The 20,362-nt window shown below is 35.5% G+C and carries 14 protein-coding genes; 3 read left to right on the top strand and 11 right to left on the bottom strand.

The window, feature by feature from the left end:
- Positions 1-7 precede the first annotated feature (7 nt).
- Together MY04_RS13125 and MY04_RS13120 are read right to left on the bottom strand one after the other, a co-directional pair.
- Entirely contained in the window at positions 8-1,498 is a 1,491-nt protein-coding gene (locus MY04_RS13125; RefSeq protein ID WP_066210207.1) for a DUF1501 domain-containing protein, read from the bottom strand.
- Between the two features lie 2 nt (positions 1,499-1,500).
- Positions 1,501-4,737, bottom strand: coding sequence for a DUF1553 domain-containing protein (locus tag MY04_RS13120; RefSeq protein ID WP_066210206.1), 3,237 nt, complete (start codon positions 4,735-4,737; stop codon positions 1,501-1,503).
- A 205-nt stretch (positions 4,738-4,942) separates the two neighbouring features.
- Between MY04_RS13120 and MY04_RS13115 the strand changes: the two genes are divergently transcribed.
- The gene (locus MY04_RS13115; RefSeq protein WP_066210205.1) at positions 4,943-6,565 is read left to right on the top strand and encodes a tetratricopeptide repeat protein; all 1,623 of its coding nucleotides are present in this window, start codon (positions 4,943-4,945) and stop codon (positions 6,563-6,565) included.
- Between the two features lie 123 nt (positions 6,566-6,688).
- On the opposite strand, the gene MY04_RS13110 is transcribed toward MY04_RS13115, so the two are convergent.
- The 5 genes from MY04_RS13110 to MY04_RS13090 form a co-directional block, all read right to left on the bottom strand.
- Complete coding sequence (locus tag MY04_RS13110) at positions 6,689-7,978, bottom strand: Na+/H+ antiporter NhaC family protein (RefSeq protein ID WP_101958149.1); 1,290 nt, start codon at positions 7,976-7,978, stop codon at positions 6,689-6,691.
- A 584-nt stretch (positions 7,979-8,562) separates the two neighbouring features.
- The gene (locus MY04_RS13105) at positions 8,563-9,567 is read right to left on the bottom strand and encodes an aspartate-semialdehyde dehydrogenase (protein WP_066210203.1); all 1,005 of its coding nucleotides are present in this window, start codon (positions 9,565-9,567) and stop codon (positions 8,563-8,565) included.
- Between the two features lie 242 nt (positions 9,568-9,809).
- A complete protein-coding gene (locus tag MY04_RS13100; protein ID WP_066210202.1) occupies positions 9,810-10,415 on the bottom strand; it encodes a sigma-70 family RNA polymerase sigma factor in 606 nt (201 codons plus the stop codon).
- Complete coding sequence (locus MY04_RS13095; protein ID WP_066210201.1) at positions 10,406-11,527, bottom strand: glycosyltransferase; 1,122 nt, start codon at positions 11,525-11,527, stop codon at positions 10,406-10,408. Before MY04_RS13095 ends, MY04_RS13100 begins: the two co-directional genes overlap by 10 nt.
- The gene (locus tag MY04_RS13090) at positions 11,527-12,798 is read right to left on the bottom strand and encodes an asparagine synthetase B (RefSeq protein ID WP_066210200.1); all 1,272 of its coding nucleotides are present in this window, start codon (positions 12,796-12,798) and stop codon (positions 11,527-11,529) included. Before MY04_RS13090 ends, MY04_RS13095 begins: the two co-directional genes overlap by 1 nt.
- A 217-nt stretch (positions 12,799-13,015) precedes the next feature.
- Between MY04_RS13090 and MY04_RS13085 the strand changes: the two genes are divergently transcribed.
- Positions 13,016-13,858: a hypothetical protein gene (locus MY04_RS13085; RefSeq protein WP_066210199.1), complete on the top strand. Its 843-nt coding sequence runs from the start codon at positions 13,016-13,018 to the stop codon at positions 13,856-13,858.
- A complete protein-coding gene (locus tag MY04_RS13080; protein WP_066210198.1) occupies positions 13,855-15,789 on the top strand; it encodes a hypothetical protein in 1,935 nt (644 codons plus the stop codon). Before MY04_RS13085 ends, MY04_RS13080 begins: the two co-directional genes overlap by 4 nt.
- Positions 15,790-15,845: 56 nt before the next feature.
- Here the strand turns inward: MY04_RS13080 and MY04_RS13075 are convergent, their stop codons facing one another.
- The 4 genes from MY04_RS13075 to MY04_RS13060 all read right to left on the bottom strand — a co-directional run bounded on the left by MY04_RS13075 (position 15,846) and on the right by MY04_RS13060 (position 20,213).
- Positions 15,846-16,805 (bottom strand): acetyl-CoA carboxylase carboxyltransferase subunit alpha, encoded by a 960-nt coding sequence (locus tag MY04_RS13075; RefSeq protein WP_066210197.1) that lies wholly within the window; start codon positions 16,803-16,805, stop codon positions 15,846-15,848.
- Positions 16,806-16,980: 175 nt separating this feature from the next.
- Positions 16,981-18,672, bottom strand: a complete 1,692-nt coding sequence (locus tag MY04_RS13070; protein ID WP_066210196.1) for a Na/Pi cotransporter family protein — start codon at positions 18,670-18,672, stop codon at positions 16,981-16,983.
- Positions 18,673-18,927: 255 nt separating this feature from the next.
- Positions 18,928-19,830, bottom strand: coding sequence for a histone deacetylase family protein (locus MY04_RS13065; RefSeq protein ID WP_066213273.1), 903 nt, complete (start codon positions 19,828-19,830; stop codon positions 18,928-18,930).
- Positions 19,831-19,850: 20 nt separating this feature from the next.
- Positions 19,851-20,213 carry a CoA-binding protein gene (locus tag MY04_RS13060; RefSeq protein ID WP_066210195.1) on the bottom strand — a complete coding sequence of 121 codons (363 nt, stop codon included), beginning with the start codon at positions 20,211-20,213 and terminating at the stop codon, positions 19,851-19,853.
- Between the last annotated feature and the right edge of the window lie 149 nt (positions 20,214-20,362).

Here is a 20,362-nt window from a genome sequence, read left to right as displayed (position 1 = left end):
TAGTCGATTAAGCTAAAATATCTTTCACCACATTACCGTGAACATCCGTCAGTCTAAATCGACGCCCTTGATGTTTAAAGGTGAGTTTCTCGTGATCGATCCCCATAATGTGCATCAGTGTTGCATGGAAGTCGTGAACATGAACAGGATCTTTTACAATATTGTAGCTGAAATCATCTGTTTCACCATAGGTAATACCAGGCTTCACACCAGCACCCGCCATCCACATCGAGAAGCATTTAGGATGATGATCTCGACCATAATCATTGGCGGTTAATTTCCCTTGAGAGTATACAGTACGACCAAATTCTCCACCCCAAATCACTAAAGTATCTTCCAATAAACCGCGTTGCTTTAAGTCTTTGATGAAGGCCGCGGTGGGTTGATCAGTGGCTTTACATTGGTTCTTAATTCCACCAGGTAAACCGATGTGCTGATCCCATCCTCTATGGTACAATTGAATAAACTTCACATCTTTTTCTAAAAGACGACGAGCCATTAAACAATTGGCAGCATACGTTCCAGGAGTTCTACTATCCGGTCCATACATATCATAGACATGATCAGGTTCATCAGACATATCGGTTACTTCAGGGACAGACGTTTGCATTCTGAAGGCCATTTCATATTGTTTGATTCTAGCATCAATCTCTGGATCTCCGAAAGCTGAATTTTGCACCTCATTTAAATCTTTTAAATAGGCCAACATATCTTCACGGTCTTCGTGATGATAATTTTCTGGATTATTGAGGAACAATACAGGGTCTTTACCCGATCTAAATTGTACTCCTTGATGTTGGGTCGGCAAGAATCCATTTCCCCAAAGTCTTGAATACAGCGGTTGACCAGAATTACCAGAAGTCAACACGATAAAAGATGGTAAGTTATTATTGTCTGATCCAAGGCCGTAACTTAACCATGAACCAATAGAAGGTCTACCTGGCAATTGATGTCCAGTTTGGAAAAAAGTAATCGCAGGATCGTGGTTGATTTGTTCGGTATACATCGATTTGATAATACATAAATCGTCCACTACTTCTGCGGTATGCGGTAACAACTCACTTACCCAAGTTTGAGATTTACCATGCTTATTAAACTTAAATTTTGATGGAGCAATAGGTAAAGATGATTGTTGGGCACTCATTGCCGTCAATCGCTGACCTTGTCGAACTGAGGAGGGTAATTCCTGCCCAAACATGTCCATCAATTTGGGTTTATAATCAAAAGTTTCGAATTGTGATGGACCTCCACTTTGGAATAAGTACACCACACGTTTCGCCTTTGGCATAAAGTGAGGCAATGAAGACATAATATCTTCAATTCCTTTTGGCTGAGGATTTGATTTTGCGAACAATTTATCCATTCCAAATAAAGAACCAAGCGCTGCTGCACCTAAACCCATAGAAGTGGTTTGCAGGAACTTCCTTCTATCCATTTTCTTTTCGACAGATTGAAGGTCTTTATTGTTCGATCTAATTTTTTTATGATGATTGCACATGATTATCTTCTTGTAATAGTAGCGTCTGAATTTAAGATTACACTGGCCACAATAGCATTGGCCACCACGGTAGATTTCGATAGTTTATCGTCTACTTGATAATGCCCCATAGTAAGCCACCCTTTGGTTTTATCGGGATAATTTTCGAAACGTTCTTTTTCTTTGGTATGTACCCCCATTAAAATACTCAGTTCTTTGTCTGAGATATTTTTGCCAGTCAGTTTCTTATACGTCTTCTTGATCCCCACATCTAACTTATCATGTAGAGCGATTTCTTCTCCCAATTTTCTACATGCTTCGATATAGGTCGGATCATTTAATAGCACCAATGCCTGAAGAGGTGTGTTTGTTTTTTGTCGTCTTACCGTACACTCACTTCTGTCGGGTTGATCAAAAGTAGCTTGAGTTGGGTTGGGGACAGTTCTTTTCCAAATAGTGTAAAGCGATCGTCTATACAACTCACTTCCTTGACCTTGTTGATATTTACCTCCGTTCATGACCCAAAGTCCATCAGGTTGATAGGGGTGAACTGATTTACCACCGACTTCCTTGATCAAAAGATTACTTGCCATAAGTGCATTATCCCTCATCATTTCTGAAGTTAAACGGAATTGAGGACCTCGTGCCAATAAAACATTATCGGGGTCTTTCTCCCTCATTTCATCAGAACATAAGCTACTTTGACGATAGGTAGACGACATCACAATCATTTTATTCAACTTTTTGATATCCCATCCATTATCAATAAAAGAGTTGGCCAAATAGTCCAATAACTTTGGATGAGAAGGTAATTTTCCTTGGTTACCGAAGTCTTCAGTCGTTTCTACAATACCTTGACCAAAGAAGTTTTGCCAGTATCGATTTACAGCCACTCGAGCCGTTAAAGGGTGCTTAGGATCTGTGAGCCAGCGAGCCAGTCCTAATCTATTTTTAGGAAGTTCATCAGAGAAAGTCAGAATACTTGATGGTGTATTTGGATACACTTTTTCACCGTAATTATCATACACACCTCTTTCCAGAATATAAGCTTGACGAGGTGTTTCCATCTCTTTCATCACCATCACTTCTTGAACTGTATCTAAAGTGAAATCCAATTTCTTCTTCTCTGTTAAATACTCTTGTTCCGCTTTTTGATAATTATCCGATTCCTCATGAATAAAATAATCCACCAATAACTGACGGTCATCTTGAGTTAATTCTGTATGATTTTTTGCTAGTAATTGATCAAATGATGATGGACTGTAGAGTTGTTTTACCTCTAAAGGAGTAAGCATTTTAGAGAAAACATCTATTTGATCCACCTTGGAGTTTTTCAATCCTAAACCTCTCCATCGAGCACCAATTTGAAGCCCTTTTTCAATAGGATGAGCATAAATAATATCTTCATAGTCATGGAAAATGATACTCTTCGTAAGGTTGTCTTTCTCCACTTCCATTTCAGTCTTTTCACCATTGATGTATAGACTAATACCATTTGCTTTGCTTCGTCCATCGTTAGTCATACATAGATGCACCCATTCATCTCTTGGAATATCATTTTTCGAGTTGTTTATAATGGCATTCTCAGGCCAAGTATGGGCCAATATGGTTTGCAATTTTCCATCTTTTAGGTACAAGGTATAGCCTTTCATGGAGTGAAGCATTACCGCTTGATTTTTATGGAAAATAACCCCCTCTTTTAGATCTTTCGTAATATTTACCCACAAACTGATGCTGAAAGGATCATTTCTATCGTAGATACCAACAGGTTTTAAATCGATCCAAGCATCTCCATTTAATAATACACCTTTACCGAATTTACCATCGGTATAACTCGCCACCTCATTATAAGAAAATTGACGATCCATTTTTGCCTTTTTACCCGTCTTCGAGTTGACTAAACTATTGTTTAATTTAAACTCAGCCACACGACTCTTATACAGTGTTTTTTTACTGATTTTCTGATAACCGTTATTCTCTACCCATTTTTTGGCTAAAGGAGTTTCTTGAGCAATCACTTGTTTTTGATGCAACTCTTTATCATCACATAGTTTTTTTAGATAAGCGATCACTTCTTCTTGGTCTTTGGTAGGTAACATCATTGTCGGAACAGGAATGTCATCGGGGTCCCAAGAAATCTGACCTGTTTCATTGATGTTATTGAAGAAGCTATAAAACTCATAGTAATTCTTTTGGGAGATGGGATCATATTTATGATCATGACAACGAGCACAAGCCAAAGTCAATCCCATTAAACCCTGACCTAAAACCGCAGTTCTATCCGCTACATATTCTACTCTAAATTCTTCATCGACAATACCACCTTCAGCATTTTGAGGGTGCAAACGATTAAAACCCGTAGCTAATATTTGTTCTTGAGTGGGATTCGGAAATAAATCACCAGCCAATTGATAAGTAATAAACTGATCATAGGACATATTATTATTGAAGGAGGCAATTACCCAGTCTCTCCAAGGACTCATATCCCTTGGACGATCAATTTGATATCCATGTGTATCAGCATATCGGGCTACATCCATCCAATCAGTTGCCATCTTTTCACCATAATGCTTAGAATTCAATAAACGGTCTACTTGTTTTTCGTAAGCATCAGGTGATTTATCGTTGACGAATTGATTGATCTCTTCTATAGTTGGTGAGATGCCTGTTAAATCTAAGGAGACACGTCTTAACAGAGTTTCCTTGTCCGCCTCTTCGTTTGGCGTAAGCTTTTCTTGTTTTAGTCGTTCACCAACATACTTATCGATATCATTATACCCCCAATTTTTTAATCCCTTTGGAACATCTGATGTCTTTAATGCCATAAATCCCCAATGTGGTTCATAATGTGCACCTTCTTCTACCCATTTAATTAAAGTAGCTTTTTCGTCATCAGTTAGGCTAAGGTGAGATTCAGGAGTAGGCATCACCTCATTAGGGTCTTTACTTAATATTCTTCTGATCGCCTCACTTTTATTAGGAGATCCTGGAACAATAGCATATTTACCTTTTGATTCTGTAAGTTCTGCTGTCGCTTTTTCAAAAGTATGCAGTTGAAGTCCGCCTTTTATTTTTCCATTATCGGGACCATGACAAGCGAAGCATTTATCCGATAAAATAGGTTTGATATCCTTATTGAAATTAAGAGTTTGAGGAAGTTCCTCATAAGCTAGTTTTACCTCTTCAGGCATTTTGGTAGAACAGGAAGATGTTCCCAATAGAATAGCAAGAAGTGAGAAAAAAATAAATTTTTCTTTCATGTTTGAAAAAGTCATTTGATGGTAATTCCGAGATAAGTGCGTGACCACTTTATTAATTTAGTAAGGTCAATATGATTATTATTTACATATATTTAGGTAAGAGATGTATAGACTCTCTATAGACAAGTGTTATTTTTACATCAATAAAATTGGAAGAAAACTTTACTTAAATGATATTTAAAGCAGATTGTAACTAGACAGCGTAATGAATCGAATATATACTGATAGACTGTACGTATTTTTTAATCTCTTGATTGTTCTCTCGTTTTTATCAAATGATATTATTGGAAAAGAATACCTTGATATTAAAACTAGAAAAGTAATTTCACCTTCATTTTTAAAAGGAATTGAAAACGATAGTTTAATTCAATCTTTAGAAAAGAACTTTGATACACAATCATTTTTTGATAAAGTAGAGACCAGAATTCAATTGGGTGAATTGTATTGCAATCGAGTAAATTATCAAAAAGCTTATGCTTCCTATTGGTCGGCTTTAGATCTTTTGGACGAAAGAGAAAATCTTGAACTAAGAGCAAGAGTGTACGATGGAATGGGGATTCTCTATAGCCTTTATGAGAAGAGAGATCAAGCATTGACTTACTATAAAAAGTCATTGGAAATAAATCGCTTACTCGTAAATCAAGAGATAGTTCCGAAAATAAATCTTAGGAAAAACTATTTTGTGATCGCTGTACATTACCGTTATGATAAAAATCTTGACCAAGCAAATACCTATCTTGATAGCTGTTTGATGATTCCTACTGAAGGGGATTTTTCGGAACTAATTGTAAAGTCAGAAAGGGCCTATTTATTATCAGAAGGCAAACAATATTCATCGGCTCAAAAACTATTTGATGAAATCTTACCCAAAATTGAAGATCAACAAGTAAAGAGTTATCATGTAGTTTTTTATTCATTGTATGCTGATATGTTTATGGAACTTCATCAGTATGAAAAGGCCATAAAAAACTATCTACATTCTGCGGATGCTGCCATGAAATATAGAGCACATATCAACTTTGTACCTGATATTTATAAAAAGCTATCTACCGCATTAAACAAGGTAAATGATAAGAAGGCCGCCTTATTTTATTTAAATGCGGCTTATACATTAGATCAATGGTTATATAGTAGCAAGAGTGAGAATAACCGGTTTTTGTTAGAGATTAATGATGTCTACAAAAAGAAGGAACAAGAACAACAAAAAATCATTACTCAACAGAAGATTCAGAATGTTACACAAGAGAAGCAAATCTTATGGTTGTCGATTGGTATCCTCACTTTAGTATTCATTTTTATCACTTGGTTGGTATTTACGAGAATTCGACTGATGAAGAAAAATTATAAAAATGAGCGTCGAATGATGGTGGAGAAACAAAATTTAGAAAAGGAGAAAAACGATCAAATATTAGCGATCAAGAATAAAGAATTGACGCAATCGACACTTCAAATTATTGCTAAAGATGAGGTGTTGGCTACTGTAAAAGATAAATTGAAAGAACTACAAAAGAAGGAGGGAAGTAAGGAGTTGAGATCTGTGCTCAATTCGATCAAAGTCAATCAAGATACGAGTTGGCTGGAGTTTGAACATCGATTTACCTCTGCCAATAAAGACTTCTTTGAAAATCTAAAGGAGAAATATCCAAACTTAAGTACCTACGATCTCAAGATATGTGCTTTAGTGAAGTTGAACTTTACTGGTAAAGAAATGTCGAGACTTTTAGGAATATCACCAGAAAGTGCGAATACTTCTCGATATCGTTTGAGGAAAAAACTAGGCTTACAGAAGGGAGAGGATTTAGTAGAGTTTGTGAATGGGGTAGTGTAAAAAAAGAGGATGTCCCATAATTCAATAAAACCTCGTATCATAAGCCCCGGATTTCATTCAGGGGCTTATGATACGAGGAAAAGTGAATAAATGAGACACCCTCTTTCAGATGGTACGATACGATTATTTTCTCTTCATCAAAAAGATATAAGCCAATGCGCAACCTCCTAAAATAAATGGATAATATAAGTATTGAATCACACCTAGTGGAGTGATAGCTTCAGCAGCACTTACCGCTACTAAAATCTGAGCACCATAAGGGATAATACCTTGTGTAAAGCAAGAGAAAGTATCTAAGATACTAGCAGATCTTTTCGGATCTATATTGAATTTATCTGTTATTTCTTTGGCGATAGGACCTCCAATAATTATGGCAATAGTATTATTGGCAGTACACATATCGATAAACATAATCAAGATGGCAATTCCAATTTCGCCACCTTTAGTTGATTTAATACGAGATGTAATGGCATAAATGATAAAATCAATTCCTCCATTTTTATGAGTGATGGCTACTACACCTCCAATCATTAAACAAAGAATGATAATCTCTGACATTCCCATAAAACCTTCAGAGGTAGCGGCAATCATTCCCCAAATATCAAATGATTCGGTAGATATACCGATGATACCTGAAAGCAATGTGCCTAATAGTAGAACGACCATCACATTCATTCCTAATAAAGCACCGATAAGAACAACCAAGTAAGGGATCACTTTGATGAAACTGAAATCATAACTCTGTTCCAAGTTAAGCTGAATATTACTTGTGGTTACTACATAGATAAGTATCGTTAGAATAGCTGCAGGTAAAGCAATCTTGATATTCGCCTTGAACTTATCTCTCATTTCTACACCCTGCGTTCGTGCTGCAGCGATAGTTGTATCAGAAATCATCGATAGGTTGTCACCAAACATGGCACCACCGATAACCGCACCCAAGCCAATACCTACAGGCATTCCCGTTTTTTCAGCAATACCAACAGCAATAGGAGCGATAGCGACAATCGTACCTACAGAAGTACCTACCGATATAGAAATAAAACAAGCAATGATAAACAAGCCTGTTATCAGTAAATGACTAGGAAGGTAATTTAGTGCCATATTCACCGTAGAGTCAATGGCACCCATCGACTTACTCACGTTGCCAAAAGCTCCTGCTAACAAGAAAATAATACACATCAGCATAATGTCTGAGTGTCCCATTCCTTGAGTATATGTAGAGATTTTTTCTTTCAAAGTTGCTTTAGGGTTCATCGCTAGAGCAACAATAGATGCCAACAAGAAAGAAACGGTTGCAGGCATTTTGTAAAAGTCGTTAGTAATAAGTGAGACTGATAAGTAACTCACCAAGAATGTTAGCAATGGAAGTAATGCTAGTGGATTTCCTTTTTTAGTAATTGTCTGTTCCAAATTAATTTATTTTTATCCTCTAAAATACATAGTGGACTCACACACAATCAAGTCCGAACTTCAAAACTAACAAGATAGATCAAGTGATTGAAAAAAAGGGTGTTAAATAAACCAATTTGTTAGGTAGTAGGTAGCAGGTAGTAGGTTCTGAATTAACGCTCCTCATAACGCAGGTGCTAGTTCGGAGGTTTGTAATAGGGAAAGGATGTTTTTAAAATAGATGGAAATTAAATTAATTAGGAGTTTGGAGTTAGGAGTTAGGGCAACTGGCGCCGATGTTAAGCGAAGCGTCATCGGTGACCATGAACGTTAGAGATCTCCCGATCTCGGTTTATGTAATAAGGAATAACTAATAGGTGCTGAATTTATGCTCCTCATAAGGCGGGCACCAGTCTGGAGACTAGCGCTAGGGTAGGTGAAATATTAATAAAATCTTTGACTTACAAGTCTATACCTAGAGCATAAAAAAGCTGAGTGCACATTAAAGTGTACTCAGCTTCCTTTAAATCTATTAATTCCAGAACTTAGTTATTAGTTATTAGTTATTAGTTATTAGTTCCTAACTCCTAACTCCTACTTTCTAACTAAACCAGTCCTGCAGATACAAGATATTCAGCAATTTGAACTGTGTTAGTTGCTGCACCTTTTCTTAGGTTATCTGCAACGATCCACATATTGACAGTTTTCTCTTGAGTTTCGTCTCTTCTAATACGACCTACGAAAGTTTCGTCTCTGTTATGAGATGTCAACGGCATAGGGTAAACGTTGTTTGCTGGATCGTCTTGGATGATGATGCCAGGAGCATCAGCAAGAATTTGACGTAATTCAGCTTCGTCGAATTCGTTTTCGAACTCGATGTTTACAGATTCAGAGTGACCACCTACTGTAGGGATACGAACTGTAGTAGCAGTAACTTTTACAGAATCGTCCTCTAAGATTTTCTTCGTTTCGTTGATCATCTTCATTTCCTCTTTAGTATAACCATTGTCTTGGAATACATCGATGTGAGGAAGAACGTTTAAGTCAATTGTATGAGGGTAAACTTTGTTTACTTCTTGCTCTTGACCTGCAGAAACAGCTCTTTCAGCGAACAATTGATCTACTGCAGCTTTACCAGAACCAGTTACTGATTGGTAAGTAGAAACTACAACACGTTTGATTTTATATTTTTCGTGCAAAGGTCCGATAGCCACAATCATTTGGATTGTAGAACAGTTCGGGTTTGCAATAATTTTATCTTCTTTAGTTAAAGACTTTGCATTTACTTCAGGTACGATCAATTTCTTCGATGGATCCATTCTCCATGCAGAAGAGTTATCGATTACTGTAGCACCTGCTTCAGCAAATTTTGGAGCGTACTCTAAAGATGTACCACCTCCAGCAGAGAAAATAGCGATATCCGGCTTCTGAGCGATAGCGTCTTCAGCTGTAACTACAGTGTATTCTTTTCCATCGTAAGTGAATTTCTTACCTGCAGATCTTGCTGATGCTACTAATAATAACTCATCGAAGTGGAAACCTCTTTCTTTGATAACGTTTAGGATTTGTTCTCCCACAAGTCCTGTTGCTCCTACTACTGCTAGTTTCATATGTTGAAATAAATAGTGTTGATTCGTTTGTTTTTAAATCATCGCATCACATAAGTAAGAAATCGTTCCAACACGTTTTTACTTAGTTTTTTGATTACGATGTAAAAGTAAAAAATCATTTTTTAATAAATGATTATTCTATTCGATTTATACAAAAATAACACACCGTGTTATAAATAAAACAGCATCAATTTCCTTTAAATGATATTGATGCTGTTTTGATTAGACTATTTGATGTATCCTTATAGTACGTTTTTACTATTCTTAGCTAAATCATACAGTAACTCTCGGGCTCTGTGTAATTGTGCTTTAATCGTACCTAGAGGCGCTTCTAGTTCTGCGGCAATCTCGTCATAAGATTTTTCCTCAAAATATCTAAGCTTTACTAATCTTTGGTATTTAGGAGGTAGCAAGCTTACAAACTCATGTACAATCTGAATTTTTTGTTTCTTGATTGCTTCTTCATGAGGTGTTAGGCCTGAATCCTGAATGTTCATACTCATTGTATCACCGTCTTTGTTGGTCACTTCGGCGTCAATAGAATATGTTTCTAATTTCTTTTTACGGATAAAGTCAATAGCATTATTCGACCCAATTCTAAAGAGCCATGTACTGAACGTATAATCCTTTTTAAACTTTGATAGGTTTTTGAATGCTTTAGCAAAGGCTTCGATAGTTAAATCTTCGGCATCATCGACATTCCTTACCATTTTCAGTATTGTATGATATACTGATTTACGGTAACGGCCCATCAACTTCGCGTATGCCTGTTCATCTCCGGCAATAGCTTGATCTATTAATTCAAAGTCTTCTAGTGCTTTTTGGGAAAACTGTCTCTCTAAATCCATGTGTTACGTTTCGAGATCACTGAGGATGCTCCAATTATAATTTGATATGCAATAAGCATGAAGTCCATAATAGGAATAAACCACCAACTAAACTTTGTATTCGTCATTCTCGTGAATTTTCTAGTACAGATTGTGATGGCAACTAATCGAATTATCAACATAAGGGATAAATACAATAAATTTGCCACATTTAGTGGTAGTAATAGTAAATATATAAAATATACTGATAGGTGCGAAGTACTTAAGGCACCTAAAAGCAATTTATTTGATAATTTATAGTGATGTCCGGCACTTAAATGCCTTAATTTTTGAAAATACCATTTTTTCCAAGTGGACGGTGGCTGACTATATGTCAGACTATCTGGGTGAATTATTGTTGCCGTATTGTCTTTGTTTGCCACTTGATTGATAAATAAGTCATCATCACCACTCAACACATTTTTATGACTTTCAAACCCATCTCCTGAAGTATAAAGTGCTTTTGTGTAGGCAATATTTCTACCCACCCCCATGTAATTGATGCCTATTCGACTAAATGAGACATATTGTAAGGCGGTAATTAAGGTTTCAAACTGTGTAAATTTTTCTACTAAAAGTCCATGTTTAGGTAGGTACCACCCAATGCCTAAAGTAAGTGGATGAGTCGATAACTTAGAAGTCATTAATTTTATCCATTGATTAGAAGCAGGTACACAATCGGCATCTGTAAATAATAATTGATTGTATTTCGCTTGAGGAATACCTTTACTTAAAGCAAATTTTTTAGGGCTGATTGCTCCAAAATTATCATCAATGACTATTTCCTTTATAATGTTATGTTTTTGTTGATATTCCCTAATTATCCTAGAAGATTGGTCAGAACTACGATCATTGATAATGATGATTTCAAATTCTGGATACTCTTGATTTACTAAATGATCCAAGAGTCTGGGTAAGTGATGTTCCTCGTTTCTTGCAGCTACAATTACACTTACGCCCTCATTATTTGATGTAGAATGATGACGTTCTACTTTCCACTGAGAAGGGACAATAATGCACCATAATATTAACTGAGGAAGTAGAAATGCAGTGTAAAGTAGTTCAAAAAAGTATTCTTGAATAAAATCGAGCATCAAGTTTTTTGTTTCTTTTTCTTTGCGGCAGGGAATAAGATATTATTCAATATCAAACGGTAACCCGGAGAGTTGGGATGAAGGTTTAAATCGGTGGGTTCTTCACCTACTAAATGTTGATAATCTTCCGGATCGTGACCACCATAAAAGGTCCAAGTACCTTTACCGTATGTTCCGTGGATGTAGCGTACTTCATTCGCTTCTGCTGTTTCGCCCATCACAATCACATCTGACTTTACTAAATGCTTTTTAAAGGCCGTTGTTTGTCCCATAAAACCTTTAATATTTTGCTGATGATTTTGTGAAAGCATTGTAGGAATAGGGTCCCATTTTGCAGAGAAAGAGAAGAGTTTGAAGAAATCATTTCCTTCTGTTAAACCTCTTTCGTAGTACTGATTATCAATATTTGAATATTCGTATTTGTAAGGATCCATATACAATTTGAAATCCTTAAAGGCGAATGTTTTAGAATAATCAAGTTTGGATTGAGCAGCTGGATCGGCAGGGTCACCATCATACATGAAATCACAAATATCTACTCCTTCAGCAGATAAAGCGATGTCGTAAGTGTCTGTAGCAGAACACATCGCGAACAAGAATCCACCACCCGCACAGAAATCTCTAATTTTTTTAGCCACCCCCAATTTCAATTGAGAAACTTTATTAAACCCGTGCTTTTGTGCAGAAGCTTCGAATTTCTTTTGGTTATCAATGTACCATTTCTGACGACCATAGGCTCTAAAAAACTTGCCGTATTGCCCTGTAAAATCCTCATGATGTAAATGTAGCCAATCATATTTTGGAAGAAGATCCGCAATTACTTCATCATCAAAAATGACATCGTAGGGAATTTCTGCGTAGGTAAGTACTAAAGTTACCGCATCATCCCAAGGCATTTTTGATGGAGGAGAATATACTGCAATTTTAGGAGGAACATCCAATCGCATGATATCCATATTGGCTTCAGGATGTTCAATTTCTCTTTTTATTTGTAAAGCATCTGCATCAGAAATCACATCATAGGATACCCCACGGACAATCATTTCGTTTTCAAATTCCTGAGCATATTTAAAAAGGAAGCTGCCTCCTCTAAAATTGAGGAGCCATTCTGCTTCTACATCTTTTTGAAGCACCCAATAAGTGATGCCATAGGCTTTTAAATGATTGGTTTGGGTGACATCCATAGGGACCAAAATGTAATTGGCCAAACCTATAAAGGGAAGTAATAAAAGTCCGAGAAGGGAAAATATATATTTTGATGTTCTTTGCATCTATAATTTTATTATTCAAAAAATGGATGAATTAGGATTAGATTTACCTTCGTTAAGTCTTATCAGCTTCACTAAATTCAATCTTGAACTATCAAAATGCAATTCATTTACGAAAGATTGAAGAATTTTACGTTTTTTTTTCATCGAACCTTAGATATAATTATAAAAGTAGTAATTTAGGTCACTGTAAATTAAACGATTAACGATTCATTGACTAATGCTACTATTTACAAGAGTGGGTACCTTGTGTACTTTTCTTTTTCTAAGCTATTCTCTTTTTTCGCAAACTCCTCGTCCTTCTTTAGGGAACATACCTTTGGGTGCATCATCCCAAGCAAAAGGAAACCAACACCTTTTTTCTGATGATGTTTGGGGAAGTTTCAACGACCTGTCTTCAATACTTTTATCAACTTCTGAAGTTGGAGTGACACATCGAAGTATATTCCAAGAAGTGGCCTATTCTGCTATTGGAGTTGTACATCCAATACATTCAGATTGGTCAACTTCTATAGGTATCCAAAGTATTGGGGATTCCTATCTATCAGAGCAATCTATCGATTTAGGCAGTGTTCATCAAATTGGTATTATTCGATTAGGAGGAGGTATTTCTTACAATCAATTACGAGCAGAGGGAGTAAATACCCTACAATTGATCACTTTTAATTTTGCCGTCAGAACCAAGTTATCTTCTAAAGTTTCTTTAGGAGTAGGGATGAAAAACGTAGGTCAATCGATGTATAAAGAAGGCATTTTTGGAGCGGATAAATCGTCATTATTGGCATTTGGTTTTCATTATCAAATCAATTCGTTTTTTAAGTTTTCTACTTCATTTGAAAGGGATAAGTATCAACCACTTCAATTTAAATCGGGGTTTGAGTACCAATGGAAGAAGTATTTGTTTCTTAGAGGTGGCGTTCAAATGTTTCCTTTTGATATTAGTTTAGGGAGCGGTTTTCATCATAAAAAATGGAAAGTCGATTATGCCTTCTCTTCAGACGATGTGTTTGCATGGTCTCATCAGTTTTCGATTTGTTATGTCATTAGAAAATTGAAATCATGAGAAGATATATCCTAGGTCTCATCTTTTTGATGACGCAACAAATAGTAGCACAAAACGCTGAAGAACAATCTACTCTGGAGAAAGTTTTTTCAGATCAAGAGTTAGAATTAATGTCCACTCAAGAAATTGATTATTGGTTAGATTTATTTGCTCATCCCAAAGACATCAATAAGTTAAAACCTTATCAACTGATGGAAATTTATGGCTTAACCTACGATGAGTTAACTGTTTTTCTAGAGTATAAAAAGACATTTGGCAAGCTGATAAATGCTAGAGAAATTGATCGTTTAGATTGGGTAGAATCCACAAAAAAACGAGTGAAGCAAGCTACTTTTATTGATTCAAAGGATAAAGAATCACTTTCAGCAAAAGACCGTTGGCAATTGCCCGATCAGCATTTTTTAATGTTAAATACAAGTCTTAAAATCCCTTTTGATGATGAATTAATTGTACCGTTTTCAACTCAGTTGAGGGGAAGGTGGACTAGAAAAAATGACTATAGTGTGGGAATGAATATTCAACATCAAAATGACGAACTGTTTAAATGGAATCCTAAGTCGTATGATTTTGGAACAAGCTACTCTTCAGCCCATGTGGCTTTATATAACAAAGGGCGATTTCGAAAAATAATATTAGGTGATTTTCAAATGATCGGGGGACAAGGATTGGTGTTTGGCGGCGGTTATTTTCTAGGGAAAGGAGGAGATCCGTTATTGAGTGTGTATAGAGGACAAGATGGAATTAGACCTTATAATTCAATGGCCAACGATAATTTCTTTAGAGGAGCAGCAACTGATATAACTTGGTCAAAATCAATAAACTCAGAGATGTTTGTTGGTTGTCAAAAGAAGGAGGCATATGTTCAAGTTTCTGATGATGATGAGTTAGTAAAAAGAGAAATTGAAGAAAAGATATATGGAGCGCGATTGGGGTATCATCAAGATCTATTTGATGTACATTTAAATACTTTGATGGGAAATTATAATCAAGAAATAAAAATGAATTCGAGGAATGATTCACTTGGAATCTTTTCAGGAAAATCATTTATCAACACATCATTTGATGTCAGCTTTCGATATCAGAATTTCCATGTAGTTTCCGAAGTGGCCACCTCTTTGGATAATAGCTATGCTTTGAATACAACGTTGTTCACTCATCTTTTAAAAGGAGTGGATTGGGTGATTTTATATCGTAAATATTCACCTAATTATGTAGCTCCGTACGCGAATAGTCTTGGTGAATTAAGTCGTGTAAGCAACGAGGAAGGTTTGTACATGGGACTAAAATTGGAACAGTATAAGAAATGGGGATTGAATTTATATTTTGATGTTTTTAAATTCCCATATGCTACCTATCAGCAAGATGCAGGTAGAGAAGGAGTAGAGTTTAGAGGAAGTGGTTGGTATAAAGTGAAGCACGGGCAGAAGTTACAATTCGAGGGTAGTTTTCAGGAAAAAGGAGCGTATTATTTAGCGGATAGTAGTAAAGTAAAATTGTACGGAAAAAAACAGACTATAAAAGGAAGTCTAAGGTATTTGGTAGAAGTTTCAAAGCATTTAAATTGGACACTTAGAGCACAAGGAAGCTATAACAAAGAAAGAGAGGTTTCGGAGTTGGGATATATGATTTACCAAGACTTAAATTGGGATTGGGAAAAGAAATTTTATTTGTCTACCAGGTTGGCATTTTTTGATGCACCAAGTTTTTCCACTCGATTATATGCTTATGAAAAAAACATAAGATACGCCTACTCTTTTCCTCCATATTATGGTGTAGGTTGGCGGTTTTATGTTTTATCAAAATATAGATTTGGCAACGGACATTATCTTTCAGCAAGGTGGAGTAGAACAAAGAAAGAAGTGAATATTGAAAATGTTGATGATGAAAATTCAATTCATCAAATTAATTTTCAATTTGTATTGAAGATATAAAAAAGGCCGACTCATTAAATAATCAGTCGGCCTCTTTAGTATGTGATAAGATACGATTATTCGTTGAATACACCCATTTGAGAGAATTTCTCAATACGGTTGTTTTTCAAAGTAATAGTATCTAGTTTTTCTAACTCTTCTACTTCTTCAAGAATTGTTTTCTTCATGATTTCGAACATTTCTTGAGGGTTAGTATGAGCACCACCTAGTGGTTCAGGAATAATTTTGTCGATCAAACCAAAAGACTTCATATCCTTAGCTGTTAACTTTAATGCTTCAGCAGCTTGTTCTTTGTAATCCCAGCTTCTCCAAAGAATTGAAGAACAAGATTCAGGAGAGATTACAGAGTACCAAGTGTTTTCTAACATCATTACTGAGTCACCTATAGCGATACCTAAAGCACCACCAGAAGCTCCTTCACCAATAACGATACAGATCACTGGAACTGTTAATTTAAACATCTCCTTCAAGTTTTTAGCAATTGCTTCTGCTTGACCTCTTTCCTCAGCTTCAATACCAGGGAAAGCACCAGGAGTGTCAATAAAAGTAACAACAGGCTTTCTAAATTTCTCCGCTAATTGCATTAAACGAAGAGCTTTTCTGTAGCCTTCAGGGTTAGCCATACCAAAGTTACGCAATTGACGTTGCTTTGTGTTTCTACCCTTTTGCTGACCAATCATCATGAAAGTTTTTCCATTGATTGTTCCAAGACCACCGACCATCGCTTTATCATCACCAAAAGCTCTGTCGCCGTGAAGCTCTACAAATTCGTCAGTGATTTGATAAATATAGTCAAGAGTGTAAGGTCTGTCAGCATGACGAGAAAGCTGAACTCTTTGCCAACGAGTAAGATTTTCAAAAGTACTTTTTTTCAATTGAGTAATTTTACTTTCCAATTCGTTTATAGCGGCACTAACATCTACATTGTTTTGTGATGCAAGCTCTCTCATGTCTTCAAGTTTCGCTTCGAGTTCTGCGATAGGTTTCTCGAAATCTAGCAGTGTACTTTGATCCATTGCTGCGAAAAAATTTGTTATGTATAAGTTTTAGTATCTAATAGATGACTAAACAATTAATTTTCAATTGACAAACATAAGCAATAAAGTTCGGAAAGGAATATTTTATACGTTAAATCATACGAAAAAAGCCCCATCTAATTAAAGATGAGGCTCATATTCAGTTTTTTATGATTTAAGCCACTCCTGCGAATGCTTCAGATACATTTAGAATATGGTCTCCAATTCTTTCCATTGAAGCCAATAAGTCGTTATATGCAAGCATTTGTGGTGCTTCGACATCTGGTGTTTCGTTAGAGCGTTCTAAGTGCTTACGTCTCAATTCTTTTCTCTTGGCATTGACTTCTTTTTCAGCTTGATTAGCTTTATCAAGGTCAATCTCTTTTGCATCCATGTTTTCTAACATAATGTTGAAAGCATTGGTTACAACTTGTAGGAAGTCATCTAAATCTGCTTTTTGCTCATCAGAAAGCCAAATCTTCTCGTCATAACGTTTTTCGATAGTAAACGTCATGCCTTTATAGATATCTCCAATTCTTTCAATTTCGTGAGCAGCTCTTAATAATGAGTTAACTTCTTGAATTTGAGAAGATGATAATTGTTGATCTTTTGATATTTTAGAAAGGAAGATACTCACATCATTGTGCATTTCGTCGGTACTTTCTTCCAACTTACGCAACCTTGAGATGTAACCTTTTCTTTCTTTTTTATTCTCTTTACTTCCTTGGAAGATTTTTCTACAAGAGTTGATTTCTTTAGCAGAGATATTAGCGAAACGTTTAATTTCGTTTCTTGCCTGTTCAATACCTGCTTCGTTAGCGATAGGTCTACCGTCAGAAATAAACTCTAAGCTATATTCGTGTTCATCTTCTTTTTCAGGAACCATCCTGATAACCACATCACGGATTTGTTTCACGAAGAATACCATGATGAATGTATTGATAATGTTGAAGGTTGTATGGAAGATTGATAATGCTACAGGAACTGCTTCAGCAGTAGTTCTTGGGTCATTCTGTCCAAAATATTCTTGAGAGATATATACAATAAAGTTCAAGAAGAATGGATATATTAATAACATCCATATGACCCCTGTCACGTTAAAAATAAGATGGGCTCGAGCTGAACGTTTTGCATTCGTATTACCAACAATAGCAGCAAGGTTGGCAGTAATTGTTGTACCAATGTTTTCACCTAATACCATTGCAGCTGCTACATCAAAAGGAATAACACCTTGGTTACACAATACCAAAGTTAAAGCCATTGCAGCTGAAGATGACTGAACTACAATTGTAATTAAAGTACCAACTATTACAAAAGCCGCTGGTGCGAAAATACCTAAAGATGAGTGAATAACCTCTAAGAATTGTAACTGGTCAGCACTGAATTCTGGTACTGCTTTCTTTAAGAAATCTAATCCAATAAATAATAAGGCAAAACCAATTAAAGTGTTACCCCAATCTTTAATTTTTTTAGAGTTAGCAAACATCATTGGGAATGCGATAGCGATAATTGGAGTCGCTAATGTGGCCATTTTAACCTTGAATCCAAGGATTGAAATGATCCATGCGGTTACAGTTGTACCCACATTTGCTCCCATAATTACACCAATCGATTGTGTTAAGCTAAGTAATCCTGCATTTACAAAACTAACTACCATTACAGTAGTTGCAGAAGAAGATTGAATAATCGTGGTGATCAAAAAACCGGTAAAAACACCAGCAATTCTATTTGATGTCATTGCAGAAAGAATAGATTTCATTTTATCTCCTGCAACATTTTGTATACCCTCACTCATAATTTTCATCCCGTAGATGAAAAGACCAAGTGAACCAACAAGTTTTAAAAACTCAAAAATACCAAATTCCATATCTTAAGTATAAACGACGAATTCAATTTTGGTTGAATTTAGAACCCCAAAGTAACTCAATATCTATCGTACTACCTTAAAAAAGATACGAATTAATAATTTGTTAACCTTGGAAGAAAATATTAGTAAATTCTAAAGCTTATTTTATATCAGTTTCTAATGAATTTTGAATGAAAATAATACAATAAAAAATTACTAACGCGCAATTATTCAACTTTAATTAGATATATCATAATAAGTTACTAAAGTACACCATTAAAAATAGATATTATTTGCAATTCGGAAGGTATTGGCGTGTGCTTCTATAATAATATGAAGTTGTGGAGAGTAACCTCCTCCCATGCTTATTGCTACAGGTACATTATGATCATGACAATATTTTAAAACAATTTCATCTCTTTCTTTACAACCTTGAATTGACATCCCTAATTTACCTAATTTATCACTACTCAATATATCAACTCCTGATAAGAAAAAGACAAATTGAGGTTCGATCTCATTAAAAAGTACATCAATATATTTTTTGAGTATACTTAAGTAAGTACTATCTGTTGTTTGATCTTCTAATGGAATGTCTAAATCAGATTTTTCTTTATGCATGGGATAATTGTTCTTTCCATGCATGCTAAATGTAAAAACTTTAGAATTGTCTTGGAAGATTTCTGCCGTTCCATTTCCCTGATGTACATCAAGGTCTATGATGAGAATACGTTCTAGTCCTTTTTCTTGGATTAAATAATTAGCAGCAACAGCAAAATCATTCAATAAACAAAATCCCTCACCGTGGTCGGTATATGCATGATGCGTACCTCCAGCAATGTTCATTGCTACTCCATTCTGAAAAGCAAATTCAGTACACTCAATCGTTCCTTGTGTAATAATGAGCTCCCTTTTTACTAATGCATCCGACATGGGTAAACCAATTTTTCGGGCTTCCCTGTAGCTAATCGTTTGATTTTTTAATTTTTCCCAATACTCTTTTGTATGGGTGGATAAAACATATTTTTCATCTACTGGATCTGGTGAAAATATATTATCCTCTGTAATTGTTCCTTCATACAATAACTGTTCGATTAAAAGCGGGTATTTATCCATTGGAAAACGATGTCCTGCTTCTACCGGATGACCATAACATGGATGATAAGCTATTTTAAGCATGAATAAATTTAATTTTTCGATTAATACGTTTGAGCCGATAACATGACTAATGTACATGCTTCTTCAAAGTAAATATTTGCTTCACTAAGTTTTTGATAAAAGATTAGGTTTTCCGTTCCTGGGTTAAAAATGACTCTTTTTGGTTTTAATGATATGATGTAATCCATCCAATTATCTTGGTTTTGTGGACCCACATACATTGTTACGGTATCAACATCGTCGATATGTGGTTGATCGTTTATAATTTCCTGACCATTAGCTACTTTTCCTTTTTTTATTCCAAGCGGAACAATTTCATGTCCATTATCAGTTAGTCTTTGAGACGCAAAATAGGCATAGCGACTTTGATTGGGGGTGGCTCCGATAATGACTGTTTTTTTCATAGGATTTAAATGACAAAAGATGAAACAGATATTATTAAATAAAATTCTAATATTTAGAACTAGAGTAACTTATCAAAATTAGTATAATTTAATTTTGTAATATATATTGTGTTTAAATAAAAACTAAACTCATTTTACAAATTTTTTAT

Source organism: Flammeovirga sp. MY04, from assembly GCF_001682195.2.
GTDB classification, from domain to species: Bacteria; Bacteroidota; Bacteroidia; order Cytophagales; family Flammeovirgaceae; genus Flammeovirga; species Flammeovirga yaeyamensis.
This window is presented reverse-complemented; position numbering and strand designations above follow the sequence as displayed.